Raw genomic sequence first — 26,656 nt, 5'->3', positions numbered from 1 at the left:
CTCCCATGCGACCTCTGCGTTCCTTCATCTCAGTGCAGTGTCGACGTTGGTTGTCGCTCTGGCTGGTGGCATTGCTGGTTATCTCCCCCGGGCTCGGCGCCGGGTGGGATTTCAGTGCCATCAGCACCCGCACCGAGCGGCTGTATGGCCCGGCCACCCCCGCCGCGCGGCAGCGGATCGATGAGTGGGCGGCCTTGCTTAACAACCCAGCGCAGGGCACGATCCAGGACAAGTTAAAGCAGGTTAATCAGTTTTTTAACGCCAGAATGGCCTTCCGGGATGATATCGTCGTCTGGAAGCAGCAGGATTACTGGGCAACGCCGATTGAATTTCTCCGTAAAGGGGCGGGGGACTGCGAGGATTTTGCGCTGGCGAAATATTTTACCCTGCGCGAAATGGGCGTTCCTGCGAACCAGTTACGTATTACCTATGTAAAAGCACTCGAACTGAATCAGGCGCATATGGTGGTGACATGGTATTCCACCCCCACGGCGATCCCGCTGGTTCTGGATAATCTTAAAACCGCCATCCTGCCGGCCACCCAGCGTACTGACCTGCTTCCGGTGTACGCGTTTAACGGCGAAGGGCTCTGGCTGCCGCAGTCCGGCGGCAACAAACGCGTGGGCGACAGCAAAAGGCTCTCCCGCTGGCAGGATCTTCTCACCCGAATGCGTGCAGAAGGATTTGTAATTAATGAATAGGATAGGGCCATGTCTCTTTATAAACAGCTACTGATTGGCATCTGTTTATTTACATTCGTCATTTTCTGCGGGAACTTCGTGGTGACCCTGGAAAGCTCACGGGAGCAGTACCGCAACCAGCTCAGCGCCCACGCGCAGGATGCGGCGACGGCGCTGGGGCTGTCGCTGACCACCCATATCGACGACCCGACCATGACCGAGCTGATGGTGAACTCCATCTTCGACAGCGGCTATTTCTATCGCATTCGCGTGATCGACATTAAGACCAATAAACCGATCATCGAGCGCAGCGATGTGCCCCAGGATACCCGCGTCCCGCAGTGGTTCGTGCGGCTGGTGCACCTTAGCCCTGGCGAAGGCGATGCCATCGTGATGCGCGGCTGGACCCAGGTCGCCCGGGTCGAAGTGGTCAGCCATCCGATGTTTGCCCTGGCGCGCCTGTGGAACGGTATTGTCGCCAGCTTTTTGTGGCTGACCGGCTGTAGCCTGCTGTTCCTGCTCGCCGCCACCCTGCTATTACGCCGCAGGCTGCGCCCGCTTAACTATATTGTCGACCAGGCGATGGCCATCTGCCGCCGCGAGTTCCTCAATGTGCCGGCCCTGCCGAAGACCCCGGAGCTGCGCCGGGTCGTTGAGGCCACCAACATGATGGTGACCCAGCTTAAAGCGTTATTCAGCGAACAGGCCCGGCGCACCGAGTCCCTGCGTCAGGAGGCCTATCATGACAGCCTGACCGGGCTGAGCAACCGCCGCGCGTTTGATATGCAGCTACAGTCGCGCCTGAGCGATGAAGAGAACGCCGGCGGGCACATCCTGCTGCTGCGGGTCCAGGATTTGATGGGCCTCAACCAGCGTCTGGGCGGGGCGAAATCCGATCGGCTGCTGGTGGCGGTGGCGGATATTCTGACCGGCCTGCAGCGCAACTATTTTCACAACGAAGGCTTTGTTGCCCGCGTGCGCGGCGGGGAGTTCGCCATTATCGCCCCGCAGATCCTCGGGCAGGATCTCGATAACCTGAGCAACACCCTCAGCACCCAGCTGAAGGCGCTGTCTGAGACGGGCATGAGCGACGTGACGCCGGTCGCCCACTTCGCGCTGGTTCCTTTTAACGTGGGCGATACCCCCCAGGCGGTGCTGGCGCAGGCGGACCAGGCGCTGGCGAGAGCGGAAACCGAGATGCGCTTCTTTGCCAGCTCCGATACCGTACCGACCGGAGAGCGCGAAGAGGATCATCACAGCTGGTACACTCGCCTGGATACCGTGCTGACCAATGGCACCTTTGAGCTGTTCTCGCAGCCGGTGTATGAGTGCAACAACGCGCATGTGGTGCTGCACCATAAGATCCTTGCCCGCATTAAAACCCGTGAGGGTGAGCTGGTGCCGGCGGGGCGCTTTATGCCGTGGATCCACCGTCTCGATCTCAGCCGTCGCATGGACATCGTGATGCTGCAACAGACCCTGCAAGAGCTGGCAAAATCGCCGCGCCCGCTGGCGCTCAGTATCAGCGGCGCCAGCGTCGGAGACGACCAGAGCCTGAACGCTCTGCTGCAACCGCTGAAAGGTGCACCGCAGCTGGCAACATGGCTGACTCTTGAGCTGGATGAAAATGAGCTTCCCGATGTTGAGCGCGTAAACGTGCTGGTCAGTCGTCTGAAGGCATTGGGTTGTCGTTTGGGGATCCAGCATTTTGGTGGTCGTTTCCACCTTATCGGCAATTTACCGCAGTGGGGTCTGGCCTGGATTAAAGTTGATGGCAGTTATATTCGCGATATAGACAGCGAGGGTGATGCTGCCAACTTACTGATTTAGTGTATGATGGTGTTTTTGAGGTGCTCCAGTGGCTTCTGTTTCTATCAGCTGTCCCTCCTGTTCAGCTACTGACGGGGTGGTGCGTAACGGCAAAAGCACCGCCGGACATCAGCGCTATCTCTGCTCTCACTGCCGTAAAACATGGCAACTGCAGTTCACTTACACCGCTTCTCAACCCGGTACGCACCAGAAAATCATTGATATGGCCATGAATGGCGTTGGATGCCGGGCAACCGCCCGCATTATGGGCGTTGGCCTCAACACGATTTTCCGCCATTTAAAAAACTCAGGCCGCAGTCGGTAACCTCGCGCATACAGCCGGGCAGTGACGTCATCGTCTGCGCGGAAATGGACGAACAGTGGGGATACGTCGGGGCTAAATCGCGCCAGCGCTGGCTGTTTTACGCGTATGACAGGCTCCGGAAGACGGTTGTTGCGCACGTATTCGGTGAACGCACTATGGCGACGCTGGGGCGTCTTATGAGCCTGCTGTCACCCTTTGACGTGGTGATATGGATGACGGATGGCTGGCCGCTGTATGAATCCCGCCTGAAGGGAAAGCTGCACGTAATCAGCAAGCGATATACGCAGCGAATTGAGCGGCATAACCTGAATCTGAGGCAGCACCTGGCACGGCTGGGACGGAAGTCGCTGTCGTTCTCAAAATCGGTGGAGCTGCATGACAAAGTCATCGGGCATTATCTGAACATAAAACACTATCAATAAGTTGGAGTCATTACCGACAGCGAGGACGATAAAAAACTGTTTATTGAGGCAATTTACTGGGCGACACGCCAGATTAACCTGCCGCTTATTGCCGAACGTGTGGAAACAGCTGGTGAACTGACGATTCTGGAAAAAATTGGCCTTCATGGCGCGATGGGTCGCTATTTCGCTGACGCCAGTACGCTGGGCGGAAATTAACCTCACAGGCTGAACGGAGGCTGAAAATGTATTACGTAGAACGCGATACGGAAAGACGAATTATTCGGGTGGAGCTGACCCCTTTTTCCACGATGACGGAACAGCATGACCTGTGCACACCCGAGATTGACGAGTGGATGCGTCAGCGAGAGATCCGCGAAGCCACGCTGTATCAACTGCGGCAGAGCGACCTTGAAATGGTGCGCGTGCTTGAAGACTTGATCGAGGTGCTGATGAGCAAAGGCGTGATCACCATTACCGATCTGCCGCCAGCTGCGCAGGCGAAACTCACCAGCCGTGCGCAGGCGCGCCGCTCGCTGAGTGGTCTGGAAGGGTTAATCGCAGAGGATGATGAAGGGCTTATTTAATCCCTATCGTTACGTGAAGGGATTAATCAACAATGACCAGGGGGCGATGGCCTGGCTCCCTGTTTTGATAGGCATACCTTTTAAAATTTCTATTCATTCATGTCATCTATTAATATAAGGCCCTGACTCGGGCCTGCATCAATAAATTTGTTGCTGAAAGGCGTATCGTAGTCAGAGTTGCACAGCAAATTACTAATACAGATTTAATTCTCTTTTAGCATTCTAAGCCTGAGCAATGGATGAATTGGGCGTGAAAAGGATTGAGGGATAAATATATGAGCGGCGTATCCGGGATCGTCAAAGCAGTAATAGGGCAGGTATTCGCAGTCAGTCCTGATGGCAGCACGCGGTTGCTGACGGAAGGTGACAGGGTCCTCGACGGGGAACAAGTCCAGACGGGAGCAACTGGTGCGATTACCTTATCGCTGGCGAACGGCAAACAGTTAGATCTGGGCCGTGACAGCCACTGGGACAGCGCAGGGCATGTGGCCACCGATGCCACAGCGGCCCAGCAGCAGGACGTTGCAGCTATTCAGCAGGCCATTGCCGACGGGCAGGACCCGACGCAAACCCTGGAGGCGCCGGCCGCAGGTCCTCAGCCCGGTGATTCTGGGGGTGAGCCAGGCGGCAGCGGCGGAGGGTCGCATACCCACGTCGTGCTCGATTTAACCGCTGAGATTGTCGACCCTAATGCAGGTTACCCGACGATCGGCCTTGATTTTCCTGATGATGAGCCCCCGGAAGAATTAACGCTGCTCGATACTGACGATTCGGATTCGGATTCGGATGCAGATGCAGACGCAGACGCTGATGCCGACGCGGATGCCGATGCCGACGCCGACGCAGATGCCGATGCCGATTCTGACGCGGATGCCGATGCAGACTCTGACGCCGATGCCGATGCCGATGCCGATGCCGACGCGGATGCAGATGCCGATGCTGATGCCGACGCGGATGCAGATGCTGACGCTGATGCAGATTCAGACGCGGATGCCGATGCGGATGCTGACGCAGATGCGGATTCTGATGCGGACGCCGATGCCGATGCGGACGCGGATGCCGATGCCGATGCGGACGCTGATGCAGATGCCGACGCGGATGCAGATGCTGACGCCGACGCCGACGCGGATGCCGATGCCGATGCCGACGCAGACGCAGATGCCGACGCGGATGCAGATGCTGACGCGGATGCAGATGCAGATGCTGATGCTGATTCCGACGCCGATGCAGATTCTGACGCTGACGCCGATGCCGACGCAGATGCCGATTCTGACGCTGATGCGGATGCAGATTCTGACGCTGATGCGGATGCGGACGCCGATGCGGACGCGGACGCCGATGCGGATTCGGATGCCGATGCGGATTCGGATGCCGATGCGGATGCCGATGCCGATGCCGATGCGGATGCTGATGCAGATTCTGACGCTGACGCTGACGCCGACGCCGATGCAGATTCCGACGCCGATGCTGATGCCGACGCGGATGCGGACGCTGATGCAGATGCCGATGCGGACGCCGATGCTGATGCAGACGCCGATTCCGACGCGGATTCTGATGCCGATGCCGATGCCGATGCGGACGCTGATGCAGATGCCGACGCGGATGCCGACGCGGATGCCGATGCGGATGCAGATTCTGACGCCGACGCCGACGCGGATGCCGATGCCGACGCAGATGCAGACGCAGATGCAGACGCGGATGCTGACGCCGATGCCGATGCCGATGCCGATGCTGATTCCGACGCCGATGCAGATGCGGATGCAGACTCTGACGCTGATGCCGATGCAGATGCAGATGCGGATGCGGATGCAGACTCTGACGCTGATGCCGATGCAGATGCAGATGCGGATGCGGATGCGGATGCGGACGCGGACGCCGATGCAGATTCTGACGCTGACGCCGATGCGGACGCTGATGCCGACGCGGATGCGGACGCTGATGCAGATGCCGATGCGGATTCTGACGCCGATTCGGATGCAGACGCGGATGCCGATGCCGATGCGGATGCTGATGCCGATGCCGATGCAGATGCGGATGCAGATGCTGATTCTGACGCCGATGCGGATGCAGACGCTGATGCCGACGCAGACGCAGACGCAGACGCTGATGCCGACGCTGACGCCGATGCTGATGCTGATGCGGACGCTGATGCCGACGCCGATGCTGATGCTGATGCTGATGCTGATGCCGATGCGGACGCTGATGCCGATGCCGACGCCGATGCTGATGCTGATGCGGACGCTGATGCCGACGCCGATGCTGATGCTGATGCTGATGCGGACGCTGATGCCGATGCCGATGCCGATGCCGATGCCGATGCCGATTCCGATGCAGACGCCGACGCCGATGCGGATTCTGACGCTGACGCCGACGCGGATTCTGACGCGGATGCCGATGCTGATGCAGATGCGGACGCCGATGCGGATGCGGATGCGGACGCTGATGCGGATGCGGATGCGGACGCTGATGCCGACGCGGATGCGGATGCGGATGCCGACGCGGACGCCGATGCAGATGCCGATGCAGACGCAGATGCCGATGCAGACGCAGATGCCGATTCTGACGCTGATGCCGACGCCGATGCGGATGCAGATGCCGATTCTGACGCTGACGCCGACGCCGATGCGGATGCAGATGCCGATTCTGACGCTGACGCTGACGCTGACGCTGATGCTGATGCAGATTCCGACGCCGATGCGGATGCGGATGCCGATGTGGACGCCGATGCTGATGCAGACGCCGATGCAGATTCTGACGCTGACGCCGATGCGGATGCAGATTCCGATTCTGATGCTGATGCCGACGCAGATGCCGACGCAGATGCCGACGCAGATGCCGATGCTGATGCCGACGCGGATGCCGATGCGGACGCTGACGCTGATGCCGACGCCGATGCTGATGCGGATTCTGATGCGGACGCCGACGCCGATGCGGATGCAGATTCCGATTCTGATGCTGATGCTGATGCCGATGCGGATGCCGACGCTGACGCGGATGCCGATGCGGACGCTGACGCGGATGCGGATGCAGATTCCGATTCTGACGCTGACGCGGATGCGGATGCGGACGCAGACGCAGATGCCGATGCCGATGCCGATGCTGATGCCGACGCGGATGCAGATGCTGATGCTGATTCCGACGCCGATGCAGATTCTGACGCTGACGCCGATGCGGATGCAGATTCCGATTCTGATGCTGACGCGGATGCCGACGCAGATGCCGATGCTGATGCCGACGCGGATGCCGATGCGGACGCTGACGCTGATGCCGATGCCGACGCCGATGCTGATGCTGATGCGGATTCTGATGCGGACGCCGATGCGGATGCAGATTCCGATTCTGATGCTGATGCTGATGCTGATGCCGATGCCGATGCGGATGCCGATGCCGACGCTGACGCTGACGCTGACGCTGACGCCGATGCGGATTCGGATTCGGATTCGGATTCGGATGCCGATGCGGACGCCGACGCGGATTCGGATGCCGATGCCGATGCAGACGCTGATGCCGACGCGGATGCCGATGCCGATGCGGATTCTGATTCTGATTCTGATGCCGATGCCGATGCCGATGCCGATTCCGATGCCGATGCGGACGCCGACGCCGATGCGGATGCGGACGCCGACGCCGATGCGGATGCGGACGCCGACGCCGATGCGGATGCGGACGCCGATGCCGATTCGGATGCAGACGCTGATGCCGATGCGGACGCCGATGCTGATGCCGACGCCGATGCAGACGCCGATGCAGACGCAGACGCTGATGCCGACGCGGATGCCGATGCCGATGCGGATTCTGATTCTGATGCCGATGCCGATTCCGATGCCGATGCGGACGCCGATGCGGACGCCGACGCGGATTCGGATGCCGATGCCGATGCAGACGCTGATGCCGACGCGGATGCCGATGCCGATGCGGATTCTGATTCTGATTCTGATTCTGATGCCGATGCCGATGCCGATGCCGATGCCGATTCCGATGCCGATGCGGACGCCGACGCCGATGCGGATGCGGACGCCGACGCCGATGCGGATGCGGACGCCGACGCCGATGCGGATGCGGACGCCGATGCCGATTCGGATGCAGACGCTGATGCCGATGCGGACGCCGATGCTGATGCCGACGCCGATGCAGATTCTGACGCCGACGCCGACGCGGATGCCGATGCTGATTCCGACGCCGATGCAGATGCGGATGCAGACTCTGACGCTGATGCCGATGCAGATGCAGATGCAGATGCGGATGCGGATGCGGATGCGGACGCCGATGCAGATTCTGACGCTGACGCCGATGCGGACGCTGATGCCGACGCGGACGCTGACGCTGATGCAGATGCGGACGCTGATGCAGATGCAGATGCCGACGCGGATGCCGATGCGGATGCAGATGCAGATTCTGACGCCGACGCGGATGCTGATGCCGATGCCGATGCCGATGCCGATGCCGATGCAGATGCAGATGCAGACGCTGATGCTGATGCGGACTCTGACGCGGATGCAGATGCAGACGCTGATGCTGACGCTGACGCTGATGCGGATGCGGATGCTGACGCAGATGCGGATGCTGACGCAGATGCGGATTCTGATGCGGACGCCGACGCCGATGCGGATGCAGATTCCGATTCTGACGCTGACGCGGATGCGGATGCCGACGCTGATGCCGATGCTGATTCTGACGCCGACGCCGACGCCGATGCTGATGCTGATGCGGATGCGGATGCGGATGCGGACGCCGACGCCGATGCAGATTCTGACGCTGATGCCGATGCGGATGCGGATGCAGACTCTGACGCCGACGCCGACGCCGACGCCGACGCGGATGCTGATGCTGATGCGGATTCTGACGCGGATGCCGATGCCGATGCGGATGCCGATGCGGACGCTGATGCAGATTCAGACGCGGATGCAGATGCTGACGCGGATGCGGATGCTGACGCAGATGCGGATTCTGATGCGGACGCCGACGCCGATGCGGATGCAGATTCCGATTCTGACGCTGACGCGGATGCGGATGCCGACGCTGATGCCGATGCTGATTCTGACGCCGACGCCGATGCAGATTCGGACGCTGACGCTGACGCTGATGCTGATGCTGATGCGGATGCGGATGCGGATGCGGACGCAGATGCCGATGCGGACGCAGACGCAGATGCAGATGCAGATGCAGATGCGGATGCAGATGCGGATTCTGACGCCGATGCGGACGCAGACTCTGACGCGGATGCAGACGCTGACGCGGATGCAGACGCTGATGCCGATGCCGATGCCGATGCCGATGCCGATGCCGATGCCGATTCTGACGCCGACGCAGATGCCGACGCCGACGCAGATGCCGATGCCGATGCTGATTCTGACGCGGATGCCGATGCAGACTCTGACGCCGACGCCGACGCCGATGCCGATGCCGATGCCGATGCAGATTCCGATTCTGACGCTGACGCTGATGCGGATTCTGACGCTGATGCGGATGCAGATGCGGATTCTGACGCCGATGCGGACGCAGACTCTGACGCGGATGCAGATGCTGACGCGGATGCAGACGCTGATGCCGATGCCGATGCCGATTCTGACGCCGACGCAGATGCCGATGCCGATGCCGATGCGGACGCAGACTCTGACGCGGATGCCGATGCGGATGCAGACGCTGATGCCGATGCCGATGCCGATTCTGACGCCGATGCCGATGCCGATGCCGATTCTGACGCCGACGCAGATGCCGACGCCGACGCAGATGCCGATGCCGATGCTGATTCTGACGCGGATGCCGATGCAGACTCTGACGCCGATGCCGATGCCGATGCCGATGCCGATGCCGATGCGGACGCCGACGCCGACGCCGATGCGGATGCAGATTCCGATTCTGACGCTGACGCTGATGCGGATTCTGACGCTGATGCGGATGCGGATGCAGATACGGACGCCGATGCAGATGCGGATGCGGATGCTGATGCAGACGCAGACGCTGACGCTGATGCCGATGCCGACGCAGATGCAGATGCCGATTCCGACATCAAACTGACCGTTACCGTCACGCCAGGCAGTAAAACGACCGAGACGTCAGATGACAAGATCATCCACATTAACGGCGGCAGCGGCGATCCGAACGGTTACGATATTCAGAACGGCGTGATCGTGGCGATCGGCAGTAATGTGCACGTCTGGCTGACCCCGGATAGCCCGGACGGCAAGGTGCAGGGCGACTTCGTGCCGAAGGCTGACAGTGCGGATCAGATCCACTACTACAACAGCCAGGGTAACGCCAACGCCAATAACGGTGATAAGACCCATACCGATATCTTTGTGGTCGGTGACCATACGGGTGGCTACTACCAGCAGAGCGACTGGCCGCAGGATCGCTATGACTTCCGGCCGCTCAACGGCATTACCGGCAACCAGGGCTTACCGCAGAGCAGCGTAGGTAAGGACTATATCTTTGTTCAGGGTAATGAGGCTGACTACACCGTCACCGGGGTCGATCATCCACAGAACGGCAAAAACAACGACATAGATAACCTGCATGTGGTTGATAATGAGACCGGGAAGTCGCCGTTCCAGAACGCCAACGGCATTGAGGGCGTTATTTTTGGTGACGGGCCATCCTCTTCGCACGGGGGCAGTACCACCGTTACCACAACGGCTACCCTGAACCTTGACGTGAATCTCGAAAGCTCAGACAGCACCGACCACCTGAGGAGCATCACGCTGGACGGTATTCCTGAAGGTGCGACCTTTACGGGTAACCACACCAGCGTCACTTACGATGCGGAAAAAGGGGTCTACATCCTGACCTTTGATAACGATACCTCGCACTATACCGGCCAGGTCAGCGTCGAACTTCCGGCCGGTAGCAGCGATTTTGGTAAGGTCACGCTGGAAGTGGACTCTACCGCTGTCGAACAGCACGAAACCGAATTCACGGTTGACGGCAAAGAGGGCGGAACCTTCGTCAGCGAAAGCCACGGTGGGGAAGAGCATGCCGATGACGCTGTTGACGACGATCGTTCTCTGATGGCCAGCCACAGCGTTGAGGAGAGTCATCCCGATCATGACGGTGAGGAGAGCGATAAGCAGACGCACACCAGCAGCCTGGATGCTGACGATCGCGCCGCCTCGTTAATCGATGACGACAATCTGATGCTCAACACCACGAACGCAGAGCACAGCGAGACGTCGACGGCATCGGCCGATCATGCCAGTGATGCGTTGTTGGGCGATGCGCAGAGCGAGTCCCTCGCCACGCTGCAAAGCGCCAGCCCGGGTCAGGAGGAGCAGCTGAACTTCAGCGATCTCATCCACGACGAGGAGCATAACGATCTCAGCAATCTGATTCAGGCCGGTCCGCAGAGCGATGCGGCAGAGGGCCCGGGGGAGGTCGAACATGTTCCCGCTGAAGGCGGTGAGATAGCCGGAGCGGACGGTTACGATGCCGGTAACGACGCGATGCTGGATAATCTGATCGCGAAACCGGAAGAGCACGTCTGATCCGCCGCCGCGCAGGGTGCAGTTGGGCTCTGCGCGGCAACAAAAATGAGATGAATTCAGGTCAGACGAGGGATCCCGTCCGATCATAAACTCGCAGGATGCATTTTTTCCCTCGGTCTAATGGGATTTTCTCTGGTGGGTATTGACCAACAATCAAGGGATATGAAGGAAAAACAGCAAGATGAAACAGTATAGTCAGATTGTGATGGGTGCGGCGCTGGTGTTGAGCGCCACGCAGAGCCAGGCCACTACCCTGGAGCAGGCCGTAAAAGATAGCCTGTTATGGCACCCGGAAGTTAACGCGTCGGTCAACAGCCGCTATTCCGCAGATCAGGATCTCCGCGCCGCCAAAGGCGGTTATCTGCCGACGCTGGATCTCACGGCCGGTACCGGCTGGGAGCAAACCGATAACGCCAGCACCCGTGCGGCAGGGGATCATCTGCGTGATTTGCACCGCAGCGAGTCCGCCATCAACCTGCGGCAGAACGTCTTCAATGGATTTGCGACCACCAGCGAAGTGGGCCGCCAGAAAGCGACGGTCAACTCGCGTGCCTGGACGGTGCTGAATACCAGCGAATCTACCGCTCTGCAGGCGATCCAGAGCTATCTCGATGTCCTGATGCGCCAGCAGATGGTGGCGCTGGCAGAAGATAACCTGAAGAATCACGAGCGGGTGTTCGATCAGATCCGCCTGCGTACCGAGCAGGGCGTGGGCCGTCAGGCAGACTTCGATCAAGCGGAAGCACGCCTGGCGCAGGCGCGCAACAACCTGCTGACCGAGCAAACTAACCTCGAAGACTCCCGTGCCAACTACCAGAGCATTACCGGCAAAGAGCCTGATACGCTGGTGATGCCCACTAAAATCGTGGTTCCTGCCTCGCTGGACGCCGCGCGTTCGGTGATGCTGGAAAATAACCCGCTGCTGAAGCAGGCCGATGCCGATGTGGAAGCGACCCGCCAGCAGTACGAGGCGGCAAAATCGCGCTTCTACCCGGATGTGAATGTTGAAGTCGGTCGTACCATGGATAACAACATCGATGGCACCCGCGGGCACAGCCAGGAGTGGCAGGCGATGCTGCGTATGCGCTACAACCTGTACAACGGCGGCAGCGACCAGGCCACGCTCACCTCTTACGCCTACAAAATGAAAGAGGCGCAGGATGTGAAAAATAACGCCCAGCGTCAGCTGAACGAAGAGCTGCGTCTGGCCTGGAACGCCCTGAAAAACGCCAGGCAACAGGTGCCTATCGCCAAAGACTATGCCGATCGCAGCGTGAAGGTGCGGAGCGCCTATCAGGAGCAGTTCAGCCTGGGCGACCGTACCTTGCTCGATATGCTGGACAGCGAAAACGAAGTGTTCAGCGCCCAGCGCCGTTACGTCGAGCTGCAGTTTGTGGACATGTTTACCACCTACCGCATCAACGCCCGAACCGGCGAACTGCTTAAGAGCCTGAACATTCAGGCGCCGTCGGCAGCGCAACCGCTCGATCAGGCACAGCGTTCACAGACGGAGCTGCCTGAATTAAAATAAGCCGCCCTTAAAGGCTGACGGGGTTATTGCCGACACAACGACCGGTAATAACCCTCTTTTTTTTACCTGCGGCAGACGTCTGCAGAACACTGAGGCAGAGAATGACGCCTGACATTGACTCCCCCGATCGCATCGAGATGACCCCGCAGGCGCAGGGCAGACAGGATCCCCGGCAAAGCCATGACGATCCGCTGCTGGATGCGCTGATGATCGTCTGTAAACTGCATAACATTGCCACCAGCCGCAACGTCCTGACCACCGGTCTGCCGCTGGAAGCCCACACCCTGACGATTGAGAGCTTTCCGCGCGCCGCCGGGCGGGCAGGGCTCAAGGCGCGGGTGGTGCAACGTCCGCTGGAAAACATCACCGCGATGTCACTGCCCGCCGTTCTGCTGCTGAAAAACAATCAGACCGCGGTGTTGATTGGCTGGGATCAACAGCAGCGCGCGCGTCTGCTGCCCAGTGAAACGGAAGGCGGTGAGATTACCGTCTCGCCCGAGACGCTGGCGGAGAACTACAGTGGCCGGGTGATTTTCATCTCCCCGGAACATGAGTTTGATGCGCAACCGACGGCCACGCTGCCGCGCACCAAAGCCTGGTTCCAGGACACGCTCAAACTGTCGAAATTCCTCTACCTGGATGCGGTGGTCGCCAGCTTCCTCGTTAACCTGGTGGCACTTGCCGCCCCGCTGTTCGTGATGAACGTCTATGATCGGGTGGTGCCCAACCAGGCCACCGCTACCCTGTGGGTGCTGGCGATCGGCATCAGCATCGCGTTTGTGTTCGACTTTGTGCTGAAGATCCTGCGGGGCATTTGCCTCGACCTGGCGGGTAAAAAGACCGACCTGGTGGTCTCCTCGGCGCTGTTCGAGCGGCTGCTGGGGATGAAGATGAAGCTCCGCCCGCAGCGGGTGGGGAGCTTCGCGCAGAACTTTCAGGAGTTCCAGTCGATCCGAGACTTCCTGTCATCGCTGACGCTGACCGCCTTTATCGACCTGCCGTTTACCCTGCTGATCCTGCTGGTTATAGGCATCATCGGGGGGCCGCTGGTCTTTATCCCGCTGCTCTGCTATCCGCTGGCGCTGCTGGTGAACTGGCTGATCCAGCGCCCGCTGATGTCGCGGGTCAAGAAAACCTATCAGCTCTCCAACGAACGCCAGGCGATGCTGGTGGAGACGCTCACTGGCCTGGATGCCATCAAGATCAACAACGCCCAGAGCGAGCGCCAGTATCAGTGGGAACACCTCACCGGTCAGCTCAGCAAGCTGGAGTTACGGGTGAAGTCGCTCTCCTATGTGGCGGTGAACTTTACCGCCTGGCTGCAGCAGTTCAGCGGGGTGGCCATTATCGTGGCCGGGGTCTACATCATTATTGGCGGCAACCTGAGTATGGGTGGGCTGATTGCCTGCTACCTGCTGCACCGTCGCGCCATGATGCCCATCGGCCAGCTTTGTAGCCTGATCACTCGCTATCAGCGGGCAAGAATGACCAAAGGCACCATTGACCGGATGATGGGCCTCGAGCAGGAGGTGCAGGACAACGAGGTGCCGCTGAAGCGGGAAACACTCTCCGGTGCCATTGAGCTGCGCGACGTCACCTTTATCTACCCGGGCAATCAGTATGCCTCGCTCAGCAATGTCTCGCTGACGATCCAGCCCGGCGAGAAGGTAGGGATCATCGGCCGCAGTGGGTCGGGCAAAAGCTCGCTGGCGAAACTGCTGGTCGGCTTTTATCAGCCGGACAGCGGCAACGTGCTGATCGACGGCATTGATGCCCGCCAGATAGACGTCCACGATCTACGCCATAACATCGGCTATGCCCCTCAGGATATCCACCTGTTCAGCGGTACCCTGCGGGAGAATCTGGTCTACGGCGCCAGCTACGTTGACGACGAGACCATGCTGCGGGTCGCCACCCTGACCGGGGTACATGAGTTCGCCCGTCGCCATCCGTCCGGTTACAACATGCAGGTGGGCGAGCGGGGGATGAGTCTCTCCGGCGGCCAGCGGCAGGCGGTGGCGCTGGCGCGCGCGCTGCTGCTCGATCCCCCGGTGCTGCTGATGGATGAACCTACCAGTTCGATGGATAACACCAGCGAAGATCTGATTAAAAAAGCGCTGATACCGGTCATCAGCAACAAAACGCTGCTGATGGTGACGCATCGTGCCTCGCTGCTGACGCTGGTGGATCGTCTGATTATCGTCGACAACGGCAAAATCATTGCCGACGGTCCAAAAGAGAGCGTTATGAGCGCGCTGAAGAAAGGACAAATTCATGCGAATCGTTGAGTCGCTTAGCCGTCTGATGAGCTGGCTGTCAGGAGATAAACAGCCGGCACCGTTCACCACCAATGAGGTGAACAAAGCCTTGCTGGATGATGCCCCGCGGGTGGTACGCGTGACGCTGTGGGCAATTCTCGTCTTCTTTATCGCTATGATCCTCTGGGCCTCGCTGGCCAGTATTGATGAAGTGACGCGTGGGGAAGGGCGGGCTATTCCCTCCTCCCGTTTGCAAAAAGTGCAGAACCTCGAAGGGGGGATCGTGGCCGAGGTCTTTGTGCATGAAGGCGAGGTGGTGAAAGCCGGGGCGCCGCTGCTGCGTCTGGATGATACCCAGTTTCGCTCCAACGCCGGGGAAACCGATGCCGATCGACTGGCGCTGCAGGCGCGGATCCAGCGTCTGACCGCACAGCTTAACGATGCCACCACCCTGACCCTGGCGCCGGAAATTGTTCAGCAGGCACCGGATATCGCCAGTGGCGAGATGGAGCTGTTCACCAGCGTTAACAAACGCATTCAGAGCGAGCTGGCCGGGCTTAACGAACAGCTGGTACAGAAGAAGCAGGAGCTGCTCGACTTCCAGGGCAAGGTCAGCCAGTACCGCCGTAGCCTGGGGTTGCAGCAGCAGGAGGTCAGCATGTCTGAACCGCTGGTGGCCAAAGGGGCAATCTCAAAAGTAGAAGTGCTCCGTCTGCGTCGTGGCGTGGTGGAAACTCAGGGGCAGCTGGACTCGGTGCTGCTTGCCATCCCCCGGGCTGAAGCGGCCATCAAGGAGATTGAGAGCAAGGTCAGCGAAACGCGGGGCCGTTACCGCAGCGAGGCGCTGGGGCAGCTCAACGAGGCGCGAACCGATCTCAGCAAAATAGAGGCTTCGGGTAAGGCGATTACCGACCGGGTGAATCGCACCCTGGTGACGTCTCCGGTGCGCGGCGTCGTCCAGCAGCTGCTGGTGAACACCATCGGCGGCGTGATCCAGCCGGGTAACGACCTGGTGGAGATTGTACCGCTGGACGACAAGCTGCTGGTGGAGGCCAAGATCCGTCCGCAGGACATTGCGTTTTTGCGTCCGGGTCAGGAGGCGACGGTGAAGTTCACCGCCTACGACTATACGATCTATGGCGGGCTGAAGGGCACGCTGGAGCAGATCAGCCCCGATACGGTGACCGACAAAGACGGGAAGAGTTTTTATATCATTCGTCTGCGCACCGACAAAAACCATCTCGGCACGGATGAGAAGCCGCTGCTGATTATTCCGGGGATGGTGGCCTCGGTGGATATCATTACCGGCAAGAAAACGGTGATGGCCTATCTGCTGAAACCGATCCTGCGGGCGAAAGCGGAGGCGTTCCGCGAGCGTTAAGAAGGGAGAAAGACCACCTCTCCGGGAGGTGGTCTCTCAGGGTTACCACATCAAATCATCAGGCACGACAAAATCAGCATAGGGATCGTCTTCGTCCTTCGCTTCCTGAGTCAGCTCGCTGCTTAACACGATATAGCTCGCATCACGCTGGGAAATTTTCTCGGCAACGATGGCGGGGATAATTGCATATTCGCTCTCACGGCCCGCTTCGGCAACCAGTCGCGCAATGGCGAGACGGCCATTGATCAGCTGCGCCTGGGTGGTCTTATCGACATAGATTTTTTTAATCAGATTATTGTCGGTGAAGTTAAAACCGATATCGCCTTTTGCCACTACGACCCGGTTCATCTCAATTAACTGCTTGATCTGCGCCTTATACTCTTTCGCCAGCGTGGCCTGCTTCTGCTGCTCGCTCAACTCTTTATCACGTTCAAGTTGCGCCTGCTTGTTTACTTCCACCGCTTCGCGCGCCTCGCGGGCCTGCACGCGGGATTTTTTGGCGGTGCGCTGCACTTTCGCCATTTTTTTGCTGGAGACTAAGCCAGCTTTAAGCATCTGCTCTTGTAGTGTGAGTTTGGTCATGTTCGTTTCTGAAATCTGTCAAATGATTGGCAGATTATACCCTGGAGGACGGCACAGGGCACAGTATTCAGGACAGCTGCAACGCGGTGGCGTCGGTAACCTGCGCAAAACCAGCCTCAAGCAGCGCCAGAGTGACATCATGAATAGCCTTCGCGCTGAGCTGAGATTTTTCCAGCTCAAAGCTGAGCACCGCATCTTTTAGCACCGTCATCTTTAAACCAAGGTCGGCACCCATTCTGACGGTGGAGTTAACACAAAATCCTGCAACGGCACCGATAACCACCACCTCTGAAATATTTGCCTCCTGGAGATGAGCCAGCAATCCCGTTGAGCTGAACGCAGAAGAGGTGTGTTTGATAAATACCGGCTCGCCCGGGCGTTCCTCAAATGAGGCAAGGGGCTGGCTTGAGGGGGAACCGTGATGAAGAGGCGAACCCTGCTCAGGCGTCTGGTGTCGCACATGGATGACAGGTCGGCCAGAGGTTCTGAATTGTTCAATTACAGAGGTCATGTTTTCAATGCTGTTCTGAGGGAAGTAATCCACGCCCTGTTGAATTCTTTCCGACACAAATTTTTGCATATCGATGATGAGTAGCGCTTTTGACATATTACTCTCTTTAAACCGGACTGGTGGCATGGTGAGTCAGTGCTCAAGAGTAACTGTTTTTGCTCAGGGGCGTCAGCGCCCTGGTTTGGTGGGGTGAGCTCCGGTATTCCGGAGCCCTGTACATCTTATCGAATCACGTTACCGTGCTGTACGCAGCGTCCATCATTGCAGTTAACGGCATCCACTCTGGCGGCACGGTGGTTTCTTGCCTGCGCGGTGACCGTCGCGGCAGCAACGGGGTGATCGGAATTCGCTACCACGGCAGCGCGCTCAACCGGGTGGAAGATAACCCCGGCAAAGGCTGAGCAAGGGGCGATTAATGCCATAACGATGAGGATTCTTTTCATTCCATTTCTCCGTTGTTTTTTTGAGGCGTGAATGCGTTTAACGGCGGGAGAGTACAGCACAGCGGCACATAACGTTGTGTGTATGGGTGCTATTGGTTGGAAAGGGGAGATAAAGCTGGTAAGGAAGGTAGGCAAATGTCCCCTGCAGGAATCGAACCTGCAACTAGCCCTTAGGAGGGGCTCGTTATATCCATTTAACTAAGGGGACGAAGCGGCACGAGTATAACGCCATTTGTACCAGGCGTTAAGCACGCCGCCGCCTGACTGCTTAAAGTGTCGCCATTCAGGCCGTTTTTTTATCTTCTTCGGCCTGCTCCTGTTGGGCCTGCTCCCTGGCTTTGATCTCGGCTTTGCGCTTATTCGACATATCGTTACGGATTTGCGCATGGCTCAGCAGGGCAAATATAAAGGTGCCGCCGCAGATGTTACCAGCCAGGGTAGGGATGGCGAAGGGCCAGAAAAACTCGCTCCAGTGAATGGTGCCGTTAAAGACCAGATATAAAATCTCCACCGTGCCCACCACGATATGGGTGGTATCGGCCAGTGCGATAAGCCAGGTCATCAGGATGATAACCACGATTTTGGCCGAACCGGCAGCCGGGAACATCCATACCATGGTGGCGACGATCCAGCCGGAGATAATGGCGTTGGAGAACATTTCGAGAGGGCTGTTTTCCATCACCCCCGTCCCGATTTTTACAAACGCGTCGCGGGTAGCCTCGTCAAAAATCGGCATATATTCAAACGCCCAGGCTGCGACGCCGGTTCCGATAATATTCCCGAACAACACCACGCTCCACAGGCGCATCAGCAGGCCGAAATTGCCCCATGTCGGGCTCTGCATCACCGGCAATACCGCGGTGACGGTATTCTCGGTAAACAGCTGCTGGCGCGCCATGATCACGATAATAAAGCCAAAGGTATAACCCAGGTTTTCCAGTACCATCCCGCCGGGGATACCTTCAAACTGAACGTGAAAAATCCCTTTGGCCAGAAAAGAGGCGCTCATTGATAACCCGGCAGCGATAGCCGACCACAGCAGGGCCATGGCATCGCGTTCCAGCTCTTTTTCACCGTCCTGGCGAATATGTTCGTGGATGGCCATCGCGCGTGAGGGGAGTTGGTCCTCATCGACCTCAATCTTCTTTCCCCGGCGCTTCTCCTCGCTTTCAACTTCCAGTTCTTCGGTATGGTTATCTATTTTCTCTTCTTTGAGTTCGTCCATTATGGTGCTCCAGAGGTGGCTGATACCTTTAAGCGTAGCGGTTTTTGTCCCAACGCCCGTGGGTATGCTCTTAAATTCCTGCAATGACAATAAAGGCGATACATCTTCGGCAAAGGCCGTATAAAATTGCCAGCCAAACGAAACTGCAAAGCCAGGCTATTCTGAGATCATAAAGAGGGTGTTTATTGCCCTGATTTGTGGTCGTAGACATCAGTAAGCGTGCTGATACAATCACTTGCACATCTACAGACGGAGCGCGAAAGCTCCAGTACGGATGGCTTTCGAAGATAGCCATACTTAACAGGGAGAAAGATATGAAACTTCAGCTGTCGGCGGTTGCGCTGGGCACCACGTTGCTGATGGGCTGCGCCAGCTCTGGCGAGCAGCAGGGGCGCTCCGATCCTCTGGAAGGATTCAACCGCACCATGTACAGCTTCAACTATAACGTGCTGGATCCCTATCTGGTGCGTCCGGTTGCGGTGGCATGGCGTGATTATGTTCCACAACCTGCCCGTAACGGGCTGAGCAACTTCACCAGCAACCTTGAAGAGCCTGCGGTGATGGCGAACTACTTCCTGCAGGGCAATCCCTATCAGGGGATGGTCCACTTCACCCGCTTCTTCCTGAACACCCTGTTAGGGATGGGCGGCTTTATAGACGTTGCCGGGATGGCGAATCCGAAGCTGCAACGCGAGCAGCCCCACCGTTTTGGTAGTACCCTGGGTCATTACAATGTGGGTTATGGCCCGTATGTGCATTTACCGTTCTACGGCAGCTTCACCCTGCGTGATGATGGTGGTGATGCGGTCGATACCCTCTATCCGGTACTGTCGTGGCTGACCTGGCCGCTGTCGGTGGGTAAATGGACGCTGGAAGGTGTCGAGTCGCGCGCGCAGCTGCTGGATTCAGACGGACTGCTGCGTCAGTCTTCCGATCCGTACATCATGGTGCGTGAAGCCTACTTCCAGAACCATGACTTTATTGCTAACGGCGGCAAGCTGAAACCGGAAGATAACCCGAACGCGAAAGCGATCGAGAATGAACTCTCCGAGATTGATGCGGAATAAAAAAGAAAAGGTGAGCACGAGGCTCACCTTTTTTTATCGCTACGTGATTAGAACGCGTAGTTGAAGTTCATGCCATACAGCCAGGCTTTACCTTCAGAAGAGAACTCATACGGACCTTCCTGGAACGTCACTTTCTGACCATGCATATAAGAGACACCCGCATCGATTGAGGCATCTTTGTTGAATGCATAGGTCGCGCCGGCGCTCAGCCAGAAGCGATCCTGATCCGGAATGGAGATAGAACGTTTGTCTGCCGGAACCGGGCTGTCATCGAAGGCAATACCGGTACGGAACGTCCAGTTATCGTCCATATAGTAGGTGGTACCCAGAGCGATGCGGTAAGCGTCACGGAAGCTTTCGTCTTTAAAGAACAGCGTATCACCGCCGCTGTTGGTCGCTTTCAGCTCCTGGAACTGGCTCCAGCTCGTGTAGGTCAGGCTATAGTGGATGGCCCATTGCGGCGCGACTCTGTTGTAACCGGACAGTTCCCACATCTCAGGTAAGTTCAGGGTCAGAGAACCGCCAGTGGTGCGGCCATCCGTCCCCATTGGCAGACCAAAGTTGCCGAGGATCTGGTTGTAGGCTGAAGGCAGGCTGCTCTTATAGTCGCCATCGAAATCGATTTTTACTTCAGAACGGTAGGTAAAGCCATAGCGGTTGTTCTTGTCGATTTCATACAGAATACCGGCGTTCCAGCCAAAGCCCCACTCATCACCCTTCAGGTAGGCAATCTGGGTATCTCCAGGGATCCCCGCGACCGGTCGTGCCAGGGCTGGAGGTAGTGCGCCGGAGCCTGCGACGATTCGACCCAGGTCACCCGCGTAGCGCTCAATTTTCGCTTTCGCATACACCGCATCAAAGCCAACACCGAAACTCCAGTGATTATCCAGGCGATAAGCACCGCTCAGGTTCAGGTTGAGGGTTTCCAGGTCGGTTTTACCGCCGTATGCCCCTGCTGCGTAGTTGTTATTGAACTCGGTTGCCAGTCCGTAGTTAGAGGTAACGGACGCGCCCCAGCCAAATTGTTCATTGATTGGCGCGACAAAGTGCAGGTTTGGAACCCATGCTGTTGGCGCGATGTTATCCGCGTTCAGGCTTGCGCCGGTTGGTGAACGTCCGGTGATATCTACGCCAGGGTCAACAAAAATGGCACCCGCGGAGAAGGTTGGACGATCAAACATCATGATCAGGGCAGGGTTACGGCTCGCATTTCCTGCGTCATCAGCGATAGCGCCTTCCCCGGAATAGGCACGGCCCAGGCCTGAGGAAGAAAACTCGTTAAGCTGAAAGCCCGCAGACCAGGCGGAGGTGGAGACGATTGCCACTGCGACTGCCAGCGCAGTTTTGTTGAACAGGGTTTTCTGGCTCATGACCATAACCTCATTGAGTTATTTTTATTCAATATTTGTTACATACCGTAACAGGAGCGCGAAGTGTAGGGTCTGTCGTAACACTTAGAAATCAGACCAGTGGCGAGAGTATAGGTCTGACCAGATAGAATGTTGCAAGTCTGTTTATTAATATTTACTGATATGTTTTTCGAAACGGGATCTGGTTGGCAAAATTGTGACCAGTTCGCTTACTCCAAACGGGTGATTTTTGTTTTAGATCATTTTTACGTGTGATATTGCTCACTTACCCGCGTTTAGGCCATTAACGACTGGAGCCGCTCCCGAGCGGGGCGTAAAATATCAGCATTGTGTCTATTTCGCGCCGTGCGCGACTACAGAGGAAATCTACTATGAGTAAATGCAGTGCTGATGAAACCCCGGTTTGCTGCTGTATGGATGTGGGTACCATCGTGGATAACACGGATTGCACCGCCTCTTACAGCCGTGAGTTCGCCAGCCGTGCCGAAGCCGAAGAGACGCTGGCCGCACTGACTGCCAAAGCCCGCGGCGTTGAGTCTGAACCGTGCGACATCACCTCCACCTTCACTGAAGTGAACGGCGGGGTGCGCCTGGACATCGATTTTGTGTTCAGCTGCGAAGCTGAGTCCCTGATTTTCCAGCTCGGTCTGCGTTAATTTCCCTTCAATGCCCCCATTCATGGGGGCGTTTCGTTTGTGCTCTGTGGCTTCGCTCGCAATTTTTCTTCTCCCCGATTGGCTAATGTAAAAATTTGGTTAAGACTGTTATCAGGTCAGACCACTTTGCGCATTTGTTATTCACAGGGGAGCGTTATGAGTCAGGCATTACCGCTAATCACCCGTCAGGGCGATCGCATTGCCATTGTCAGTGGATTACGTACGCCATTTGCCCGTCAGGCGACGGCGTTTCATGGCATTCCTGCCGTCGATCTGGGAAAAATGGTGGTGGGGGAGTTGCTGGCTCGCAGCGAAATACCTCCTGAGGTGATTGAACAGCTGGTCTTCGGCCAGGTGGTGCAGATGCCGGAAGCGCCGAATATTGCCCGTGAGATCGTGCTGGGCACCGGAATGAATGTCCACACCGATGCCTACAGCGTCAGCCGCGCCTGCGCCACCAGCTTTCAGGCGGTGGCGAACGTTGCGGAAAGCCTGATAACGGGCACCATTCGCGCCGGAATTGCCGGGGGGGCCGACTCATCGTCTGTCCTGCCGATCGGCGTCAGCAAAAAGCTTGCCCGCGTGCTGGTGGACGTCAATAAGGCCCGCACCACCGGGCAGCGCTTATCCCTCTTCTCGCGTCTGCGTTTGCGCGATCTCCTTCCTGTCCCGCCTGCGGTCGCGGAATACTCCACCGGCCTGCGGATGGGCGATACCGCCGAACAGATGGCGAAGACCTACGGCATTACCCGCGAACAGCAGGATGCGCTGGCGCACCGCTCGCACCAGCGCGCCGCTCAGGCCTGGGCGGAGGGCAAGCTGGCGCAAGAGGTGATGACCGCCTACACCCCGCCGTACCGTGAGCCCTTAAGCGAAGATAACAATATCCGGGGCACTTCGACGCTGGCGGATTACGCGAAACTGCGTCCGGCATTCGACCGTAAGCACGGCACCGTGACCGCCGCCAACAGCACGCCATTAACCGATGGCGCGGCGGCAGTGATCCTGATGACCGAATCCCGGGCCAAAGAGCTGGGCCTCACCCCGCTCGGCTACCTGCGCAGCTATGCCTTTACCGCCATTGATGTCTGGCAGGACATGCTGCTGGGGCCGGCCTGGTCCACGCCGCTGGCGCTGGAGCGTGCCGGGCTCACTATGAACGACCTGACGCTTATCGACATGCATGAAGCCTTTGCCGCCCAGACCCTGGCCAACCTGCAGCTGCTGGCCAGCGAACGCTTTGCCCGCGACGTGTTAGGGCGTGCCCATGCCACGGGCGAGGTGGATGAAAGCAAATTTAACGTGCTGGGGGGCTCCATTGCCTACGGCCACCCCTTTGCGGCAACCGGGGCGAGGATGATCACCCAGACGCTGCACGAGTTGCGCCGTCGCGGCGGCGGGTTTGGCCTGGTCACCGCCTGTGCGGCGGGTGGCCTGGGCGCCGCAATGGTTCTGGAGGCAGAATAATGGAGATGACAACGGCGTTTACCCTCAATGTGCGTCCGGACAACGTGGCGGTGGTCACCATCGATGCGCCAGACGAAAAGATGAATACCCTGAAAGCCGAGTTTAGCGGTCAGGTCCGCGCGATCCTGAAGCAGGTGCGGGAAAACAAAACCCTGCGCGGGCTGGTATTTATCTCGGCCAAGCCGGACAACTTTATCGCCGGGGCCGATATCAACATGATTGCCCGCGCCAACAGCGCGCAAGAGGCGGAAGATCTTGCCCGTCAGGGGCAGCAGATCATGGCCGAAATTCATGCTCTGCCGATCCCGGTGATTGCGGCGATCCACGGCGCCTGCCTCGGTGGGGGTCTGGAGCTGGCTCTGGCCTGTCACGGACGAATTTGTACCGACGACGGCAAAACGGTGCTGGGTCTGCCGGAAGTGCAGCTCGGCTTACTGCCCGGCTCAGGTGGCACCCAGCGTCTGCCGCGGCTGGTGGGCGTCAGCACGGCGCTGGAGATGATCCTCACCGGCAAGCAGCTGCGTCCGCGTCAGGCCCTGAAGGTGGGGCTGGTGGACGAGGTGGTCCCGCATGCCATCCTGCTGGAGGCCGCAGTAGCGCTGGCTCTGAAAGACAAACCGGCCGGTCGTCAATTACCGGTGCGCGAGCGCGTGCTGGCAGGCCCGCTGGGCCGCACGCTGCTATTTAAGATGGTAGCGAACAAAACCGAACAAAAAACGCAGGGGAATTACCCGGCGGCAAAACGTATTCTCGAAGTTATCCATACCGGTCTGACGCAGGGCAGCAGCAGCGGCTATGCCGCAGAAGCCAAAGCCTTTGGCGAGCTGGCGATGACCCCGCAGTCACAGGCGCTACGCAGCCTCTTTTTTGCCAGCACCGAGGTCAAAAAAGACCCGGGTAGCGAGGCAGATCCTGCCCCGCTCGACGCCGTCGGCGTGCTGGGTGGCGGGCTGATGGGGGGCGGTATCGCCTTCGTAAGCGCCAGCAAGGGCAAATTACCGGTGCGGATCAAGGACATCAACCCGAAGGGGATCAACCATGCCCTGCAGTACAGCTGGCAGCTGCTTGATAAGAAGGTCAAACGCCGCCATATCAAAGCCAGTGAGCGCGATCGCGAGCTGGCGCTGATCTCCGGCACCACCGATTACAGTGGCTTTCGCCATCGCGATGTGGTGATTGAGGCGGTATTTGAGGATCTGGCGCTGAAACAGCAGATGGTGGCTGAGGTTGAAGCGCACTGCGCGCCGCACACCATCTTTGCTTCTAACACCTCGTCGCTGCCGATTGGCGATATTGCAGCGCAGGCTGCGCGTCCTGAACAGGTGATCGGGCTGCATTTCTTTAGCCCGGTTGAAAAAATGCCGCTGGTGGAGGTCATTCCGCACGCTGGCACCAGCCCGCAGACCGTTGCCACCATTGTTAAGCTGGCAAAAATGCAGGGCAAAACGCCGGTGGTGGTGGCCGATAAAGCCGGGTTCTACGTCAACCGCATCCTGGCACCCTATATCAATGAAGCCATGCGCCTGCTAACCGAAGGGGAGAAGGTGGATCACATTGATAATGCGCTGGTGAAGTTTGGTTTCCCGGTCGGCCCAATCCAACTTTTGGATGAGGTGGGAATAGATACCGGCACTAAAATTATACCTGTGCTGGAAAGGGCTTACGGGGAACGATTTAGCGCCCCTGCAAACATTGTTTCTGCAATTTTGAATGACGATCGCAAAGGCAGAAAAAATGGACGCGGTTTCTATCTTTACGATCCAAAAGGGCGTAAAAGCAAGAAGCAGGTAGACCCGGCGGTTTATGGGCTTATTAAGCCCACCGGCGAGGGCAAACTCTCTGCACAGCAGTGTGCAGAACGTTGCGTCATGATGATGCTCAACGAGGCGGCGCGCTGCTTTGATGAGCGGGTAATCAGAAACGCTCGCGACGGCGACATTGGCGCGGTGTTTGGCATTGGTTTTCCACCTTTCCTGGGTGGCCCGTTCCGCTATATGGATAGCATTGGCGCGGGTGAAGTTGTTGCGATTTTACAACGACTGGCTGTGCAATATGGGCCGCGGTTTACACCGTGTGACACATTGTTGCAAATGGCGGATCAGGGGCTGCGATTTTGGCCAGCAAAGGAAACTGACCCGGTAAATTAAGGTCAAATAAGAGTAAATCCGCCGTTGAAGGGTCTGGTCCTGTCTAATTTGTAAACTGACATTGACTATACTTACGCCGTTGAGGTAAAAAACAGCGTTTCATTCAACGGATGGATCAGGCACAATGCCCGGCCATCGGGTTTTCTACCTCGTGATGTGTTCACGCGGGGTGTTAACGCCGGTGATCCTGGTCAACAAAAGCGGTGCAATATGCAAGTTTTTATCATGCGTCACGGTGACGCGGCACTCGATGCTGCCAGTGACTCTGTTCGTCCTCTTACGCCTTGCGGCTGTGACGAGTCCCGTCAAATGGCAACCTGGCTGAAAGGGCAAAAAGTGGATATTGAACGTGTCCTCGTCAGCCCGTTCCTGCGTGCTGAGCAGACACTGGAAGTGGTAGGGGAGTGTATGAACCTGCCTGCCGGTGTCGATGTTCTGCCCGAGCTGACCCCCTGTGGCGATGTGGGTCTGGTCAGTGGCTATCTTCAGGTGCTGTGCAATGAAGGCGTCGCCTCTGCGCTGGTGATTTCCCATCTGCCGTTAGTCGGCTACCTGGTATCTGAACTCTGTCCGGGCGAAACGCCGCCGATGTTCAGCACTTCCGCCATTGCCAACGTCACTCTCGATGAAAAAGGTGTCGGCGTGTTCAACTGGCAAATGAGCCCCTGCAATCTGAAGATGGCGAAAGCTATCTGACGTAAACCACATCCAGGCGGGTAGCCTCAGCCACCCGCC

General features: G+C 58.0%; 19 protein-coding genes and 1 tRNA gene. 14 read left to right on the top strand and 6 right to left on the bottom strand.

Features of this window, described 5'->3' with window-relative positions; genetic code table 11:
- Positions 1-5: 5 nt before the first annotated feature.
- The 9 genes from lapG (at position 6) to GNG27_RS16465 (ending at position 16,453) form a co-directional block, all read left to right on the top strand.
- Positions 6-701 (top strand): cysteine protease LapG, encoded by a 696-nt coding sequence (gene lapG, locus GNG27_RS16510; RefSeq protein ID WP_156264307.1) that lies wholly within the window; start codon positions 6-8, stop codon positions 699-701.
- Between the two features lie 9 nt (positions 702-710).
- Entirely contained in the window at positions 711-2,510 is a 1,800-nt protein-coding gene (locus GNG27_RS16505; protein ID WP_156264306.1) for a LapD/MoxY N-terminal periplasmic domain-containing protein, read from the top strand.
- Between the two features lie 28 nt (positions 2,511-2,538).
- A protein-coding gene (locus tag GNG27_RS16500) for an IS1-like element IS1B family transposase (protein WP_095033700.1) occupies positions 2,539-3,236 on the top strand; the annotation gives its coding sequence in 2 pieces (ribosomal slippage) (positions 2,539-2,788 and positions 2,788-3,236; 699 coding nt in all).
- A 224-nt stretch (positions 3,237-3,460) separates the two neighbouring features.
- On the top strand, positions 3,461-3,802 hold the full coding sequence (locus GNG27_RS16490) for a tryptophan synthase subunit beta (RefSeq protein WP_142486613.1): 342 nt from the start codon (positions 3,461-3,463) through the stop codon (positions 3,800-3,802).
- Between the two features lie 786 nt (positions 3,803-4,588).
- Positions 4,589-9,820, top strand: a complete 5,232-nt coding sequence (locus GNG27_RS23520) for a hypothetical protein (protein WP_197090534.1) — start codon at positions 4,589-4,591, stop codon at positions 9,818-9,820.
- A 113-nt stretch (positions 9,821-9,933) separates the two neighbouring features.
- Positions 9,934-11,283 (top strand): hypothetical protein, encoded by a 1,350-nt coding sequence (locus GNG27_RS16480; RefSeq protein WP_142486612.1) that lies wholly within the window; start codon positions 9,934-9,936, stop codon positions 11,281-11,283.
- A 181-nt stretch (positions 11,284-11,464) separates the two neighbouring features.
- The gene (locus GNG27_RS16475) at positions 11,465-12,814 is read left to right on the top strand and encodes a TolC family outer membrane protein (protein ID WP_142486611.1); all 1,350 of its coding nucleotides are present in this window, start codon (positions 11,465-11,467) and stop codon (positions 12,812-12,814) included.
- Positions 12,815-12,915: 101 nt separating this feature from the next.
- Entirely contained in the window at positions 12,916-15,102 is a 2,187-nt protein-coding gene (locus tag GNG27_RS16470) for a type I secretion system permease/ATPase (RefSeq protein WP_142486610.1), read from the top strand.
- Complete coding sequence (locus GNG27_RS16465; protein ID WP_142486609.1) at positions 15,089-16,453, top strand: HlyD family type I secretion periplasmic adaptor subunit; 1,365 nt, start codon at positions 15,089-15,091, stop codon at positions 16,451-16,453. The genes GNG27_RS16470 and GNG27_RS16465 overlap by 14 nt, the downstream gene beginning before the upstream one ends.
- Positions 16,454-16,495: 42 nt before the next feature.
- On the opposite strand, the gene GNG27_RS16460 is transcribed toward GNG27_RS16465, so the two are convergent.
- The 5 genes from GNG27_RS16460 to GNG27_RS16440 form a co-directional block, all read right to left on the bottom strand.
- Positions 16,496-17,035: a DUF2058 domain-containing protein gene (locus tag GNG27_RS16460; RefSeq protein WP_142486608.1), complete on the bottom strand. Its 540-nt coding sequence runs from the start codon at positions 17,033-17,035 to the stop codon at positions 16,496-16,498.
- A 67-nt stretch (positions 17,036-17,102) separates the two neighbouring features.
- On the bottom strand, positions 17,103-17,642 hold the full coding sequence (locus GNG27_RS16455; protein WP_156264305.1) for an isochorismatase family protein: 540 nt from the start codon (positions 17,640-17,642) through the stop codon (positions 17,103-17,105).
- 125 nt (positions 17,643-17,767) lie between these two features.
- Positions 17,768-17,989: a hypothetical protein gene (locus tag GNG27_RS16450; protein ID WP_142486605.1), complete on the bottom strand. Its 222-nt coding sequence runs from the start codon at positions 17,987-17,989 to the stop codon at positions 17,768-17,770.
- A 136-nt stretch (positions 17,990-18,125) separates the two neighbouring features.
- A tRNA-Arg gene (locus tag GNG27_RS16445) sits at positions 18,126-18,197 on the bottom strand.
- Positions 18,198-18,272: 75 nt separating this feature from the next.
- Positions 18,273-19,214, bottom strand: coding sequence for a formate/nitrite transporter family protein (locus GNG27_RS16440; protein WP_156264304.1), 942 nt, complete (start codon positions 19,212-19,214; stop codon positions 18,273-18,275).
- A 314-nt stretch (positions 19,215-19,528) separates the two neighbouring features.
- Here GNG27_RS16440 and mlaA point away from each other — a divergent pair, with 314 nt between their 5' ends.
- On the top strand, positions 19,529-20,281 hold the full coding sequence (mlaA, locus tag GNG27_RS16435) for a phospholipid-binding lipoprotein MlaA (RefSeq protein WP_156264303.1): 753 nt from the start codon (positions 19,529-19,531) through the stop codon (positions 20,279-20,281).
- Positions 20,282-20,328: 47 nt separating this feature from the next.
- On the opposite strand, the gene fadL is transcribed toward mlaA, so the two are convergent.
- Positions 20,329-21,651 carry a long-chain fatty acid transporter FadL gene (gene fadL, locus GNG27_RS16430; protein ID WP_197090533.1) on the bottom strand — a complete coding sequence of 441 codons (1,323 nt, stop codon included), beginning with the start codon at positions 21,649-21,651 and terminating at the stop codon, positions 20,329-20,331.
- Positions 21,652-22,022: 371 nt separating this feature from the next.
- On the opposite strand from fadL, the gene GNG27_RS16425 reads away from it, so the two are divergent.
- The 4 genes from GNG27_RS16425 to sixA all read left to right on the top strand — a co-directional run bounded on the left by GNG27_RS16425 (position 22,023) and on the right by sixA (position 26,617).
- Entirely contained in the window at positions 22,023-22,307 is a 285-nt protein-coding gene (locus GNG27_RS16425; RefSeq protein WP_142486589.1) for a YfcZ/YiiS family protein, read from the top strand.
- Between the two features lie 156 nt (positions 22,308-22,463).
- Positions 22,464-23,774 (top strand): acetyl-CoA C-acyltransferase FadI, encoded by a 1,311-nt coding sequence (gene fadI / locus GNG27_RS16420; RefSeq protein WP_156264301.1) that lies wholly within the window; start codon positions 22,464-22,466, stop codon positions 23,772-23,774.
- A complete protein-coding gene (gene fadJ / locus GNG27_RS16415) occupies positions 23,774-25,921 on the top strand; it encodes a fatty acid oxidation complex subunit alpha FadJ (RefSeq protein ID WP_156264300.1) in 2,148 nt (715 codons plus the stop codon). Before fadI ends, fadJ begins: the two co-directional genes overlap by 1 nt.
- A gap of 210 nt (positions 25,922-26,131) precedes the next feature.
- Complete coding sequence (gene sixA, locus GNG27_RS16410; RefSeq protein ID WP_142486586.1) at positions 26,132-26,617, top strand: phosphohistidine phosphatase SixA; 486 nt, start codon at positions 26,132-26,134, stop codon at positions 26,615-26,617.
- Positions 26,618-26,656 lie beyond the last annotated feature (39 nt).

The sequence above is a fragment of the Leclercia sp. 119287 genome (assembly GCF_009734485.1).
Classification (GTDB): Bacteria; Pseudomonadota; Gammaproteobacteria; order Enterobacterales; family Enterobacteriaceae; genus Enterobacter; species Enterobacter adecarboxylatus_C.
This window is presented reverse-complemented; position numbering and strand designations above follow the sequence as displayed.

Coding starts and splice junctions, on each gene's coding strand:
- GNG27_RS16450 (WP_142486605.1), bottom strand. CDS start 17,989: ATGAAAAGAATCCTCATCGTTATGGCATTAATCGCCCCTTGCTCAGCC.
- GNG27_RS16470 (WP_142486610.1), top strand. CDS start 12,916: ATGACGCCTGACATTGACTCCCCCGATCGCATCGAGATGACCCCGCAG.
- GNG27_RS16465 (WP_142486609.1), top strand. CDS start 15,089: ATGCGAATCGTTGAGTCGCTTAGCCGTCTGATGAGCTGGCTGTCAGGA.
- sixA (WP_142486586.1), top strand. CDS start 26,132: ATGCAAGTTTTTATCATGCGTCACGGTGACGCGGCACTCGATGCTGCC.
- GNG27_RS16425 (WP_142486589.1), top strand. CDS start 22,023: ATGAGTAAATGCAGTGCTGATGAAACCCCGGTTTGCTGCTGTATGGAT.
- GNG27_RS16475 (WP_142486611.1), top strand. CDS start 11,465: ATGAAACAGTATAGTCAGATTGTGATGGGTGCGGCGCTGGTGTTGAGC.
- GNG27_RS23520 (WP_197090534.1), top strand. CDS start 4,589: ATGCAGATGCAGACGCAGACGCTGATGCCGACGCGGATGCCGATGCCG.
- GNG27_RS16490 (WP_142486613.1), top strand. CDS start 3,461: ATGTATTACGTAGAACGCGATACGGAAAGACGAATTATTCGGGTGGAG.
- GNG27_RS16440 (WP_156264304.1), bottom strand. CDS start 19,214: ATGGACGAACTCAAAGAAGAGAAAATAGATAACCATACCGAAGAACTG.
- fadL (WP_197090533.1), bottom strand. CDS start 21,651: ATGAGCCAGAAAACCCTGTTCAACAAAACTGCGCTGGCAGTCGCAGTG.
- GNG27_RS16505 (WP_156264306.1), top strand. CDS start 711: ATGTCTCTTTATAAACAGCTACTGATTGGCATCTGTTTATTTACATTC.
- mlaA (WP_156264303.1), top strand. CDS start 19,529: ATGAAACTTCAGCTGTCGGCGGTTGCGCTGGGCACCACGTTGCTGATG.
- GNG27_RS16455 (WP_156264305.1), bottom strand. CDS start 17,642: ATGTCAAAAGCGCTACTCATCATCGATATGCAAAAATTTGTGTCGGAA.
- fadJ (WP_156264300.1), top strand. CDS start 23,774: ATGGAGATGACAACGGCGTTTACCCTCAATGTGCGTCCGGACAACGTG.
- lapG (WP_156264307.1), top strand. CDS start 6: ATGCGACCTCTGCGTTCCTTCATCTCAGTGCAGTGTCGACGTTGGTTG.
- fadI (WP_156264301.1), top strand. CDS start 22,464: ATGAGTCAGGCATTACCGCTAATCACCCGTCAGGGCGATCGCATTGCC.
- GNG27_RS16460 (WP_142486608.1), bottom strand. CDS start 17,035: ATGACCAAACTCACACTACAAGAGCAGATGCTTAAAGCTGGCTTAGTC.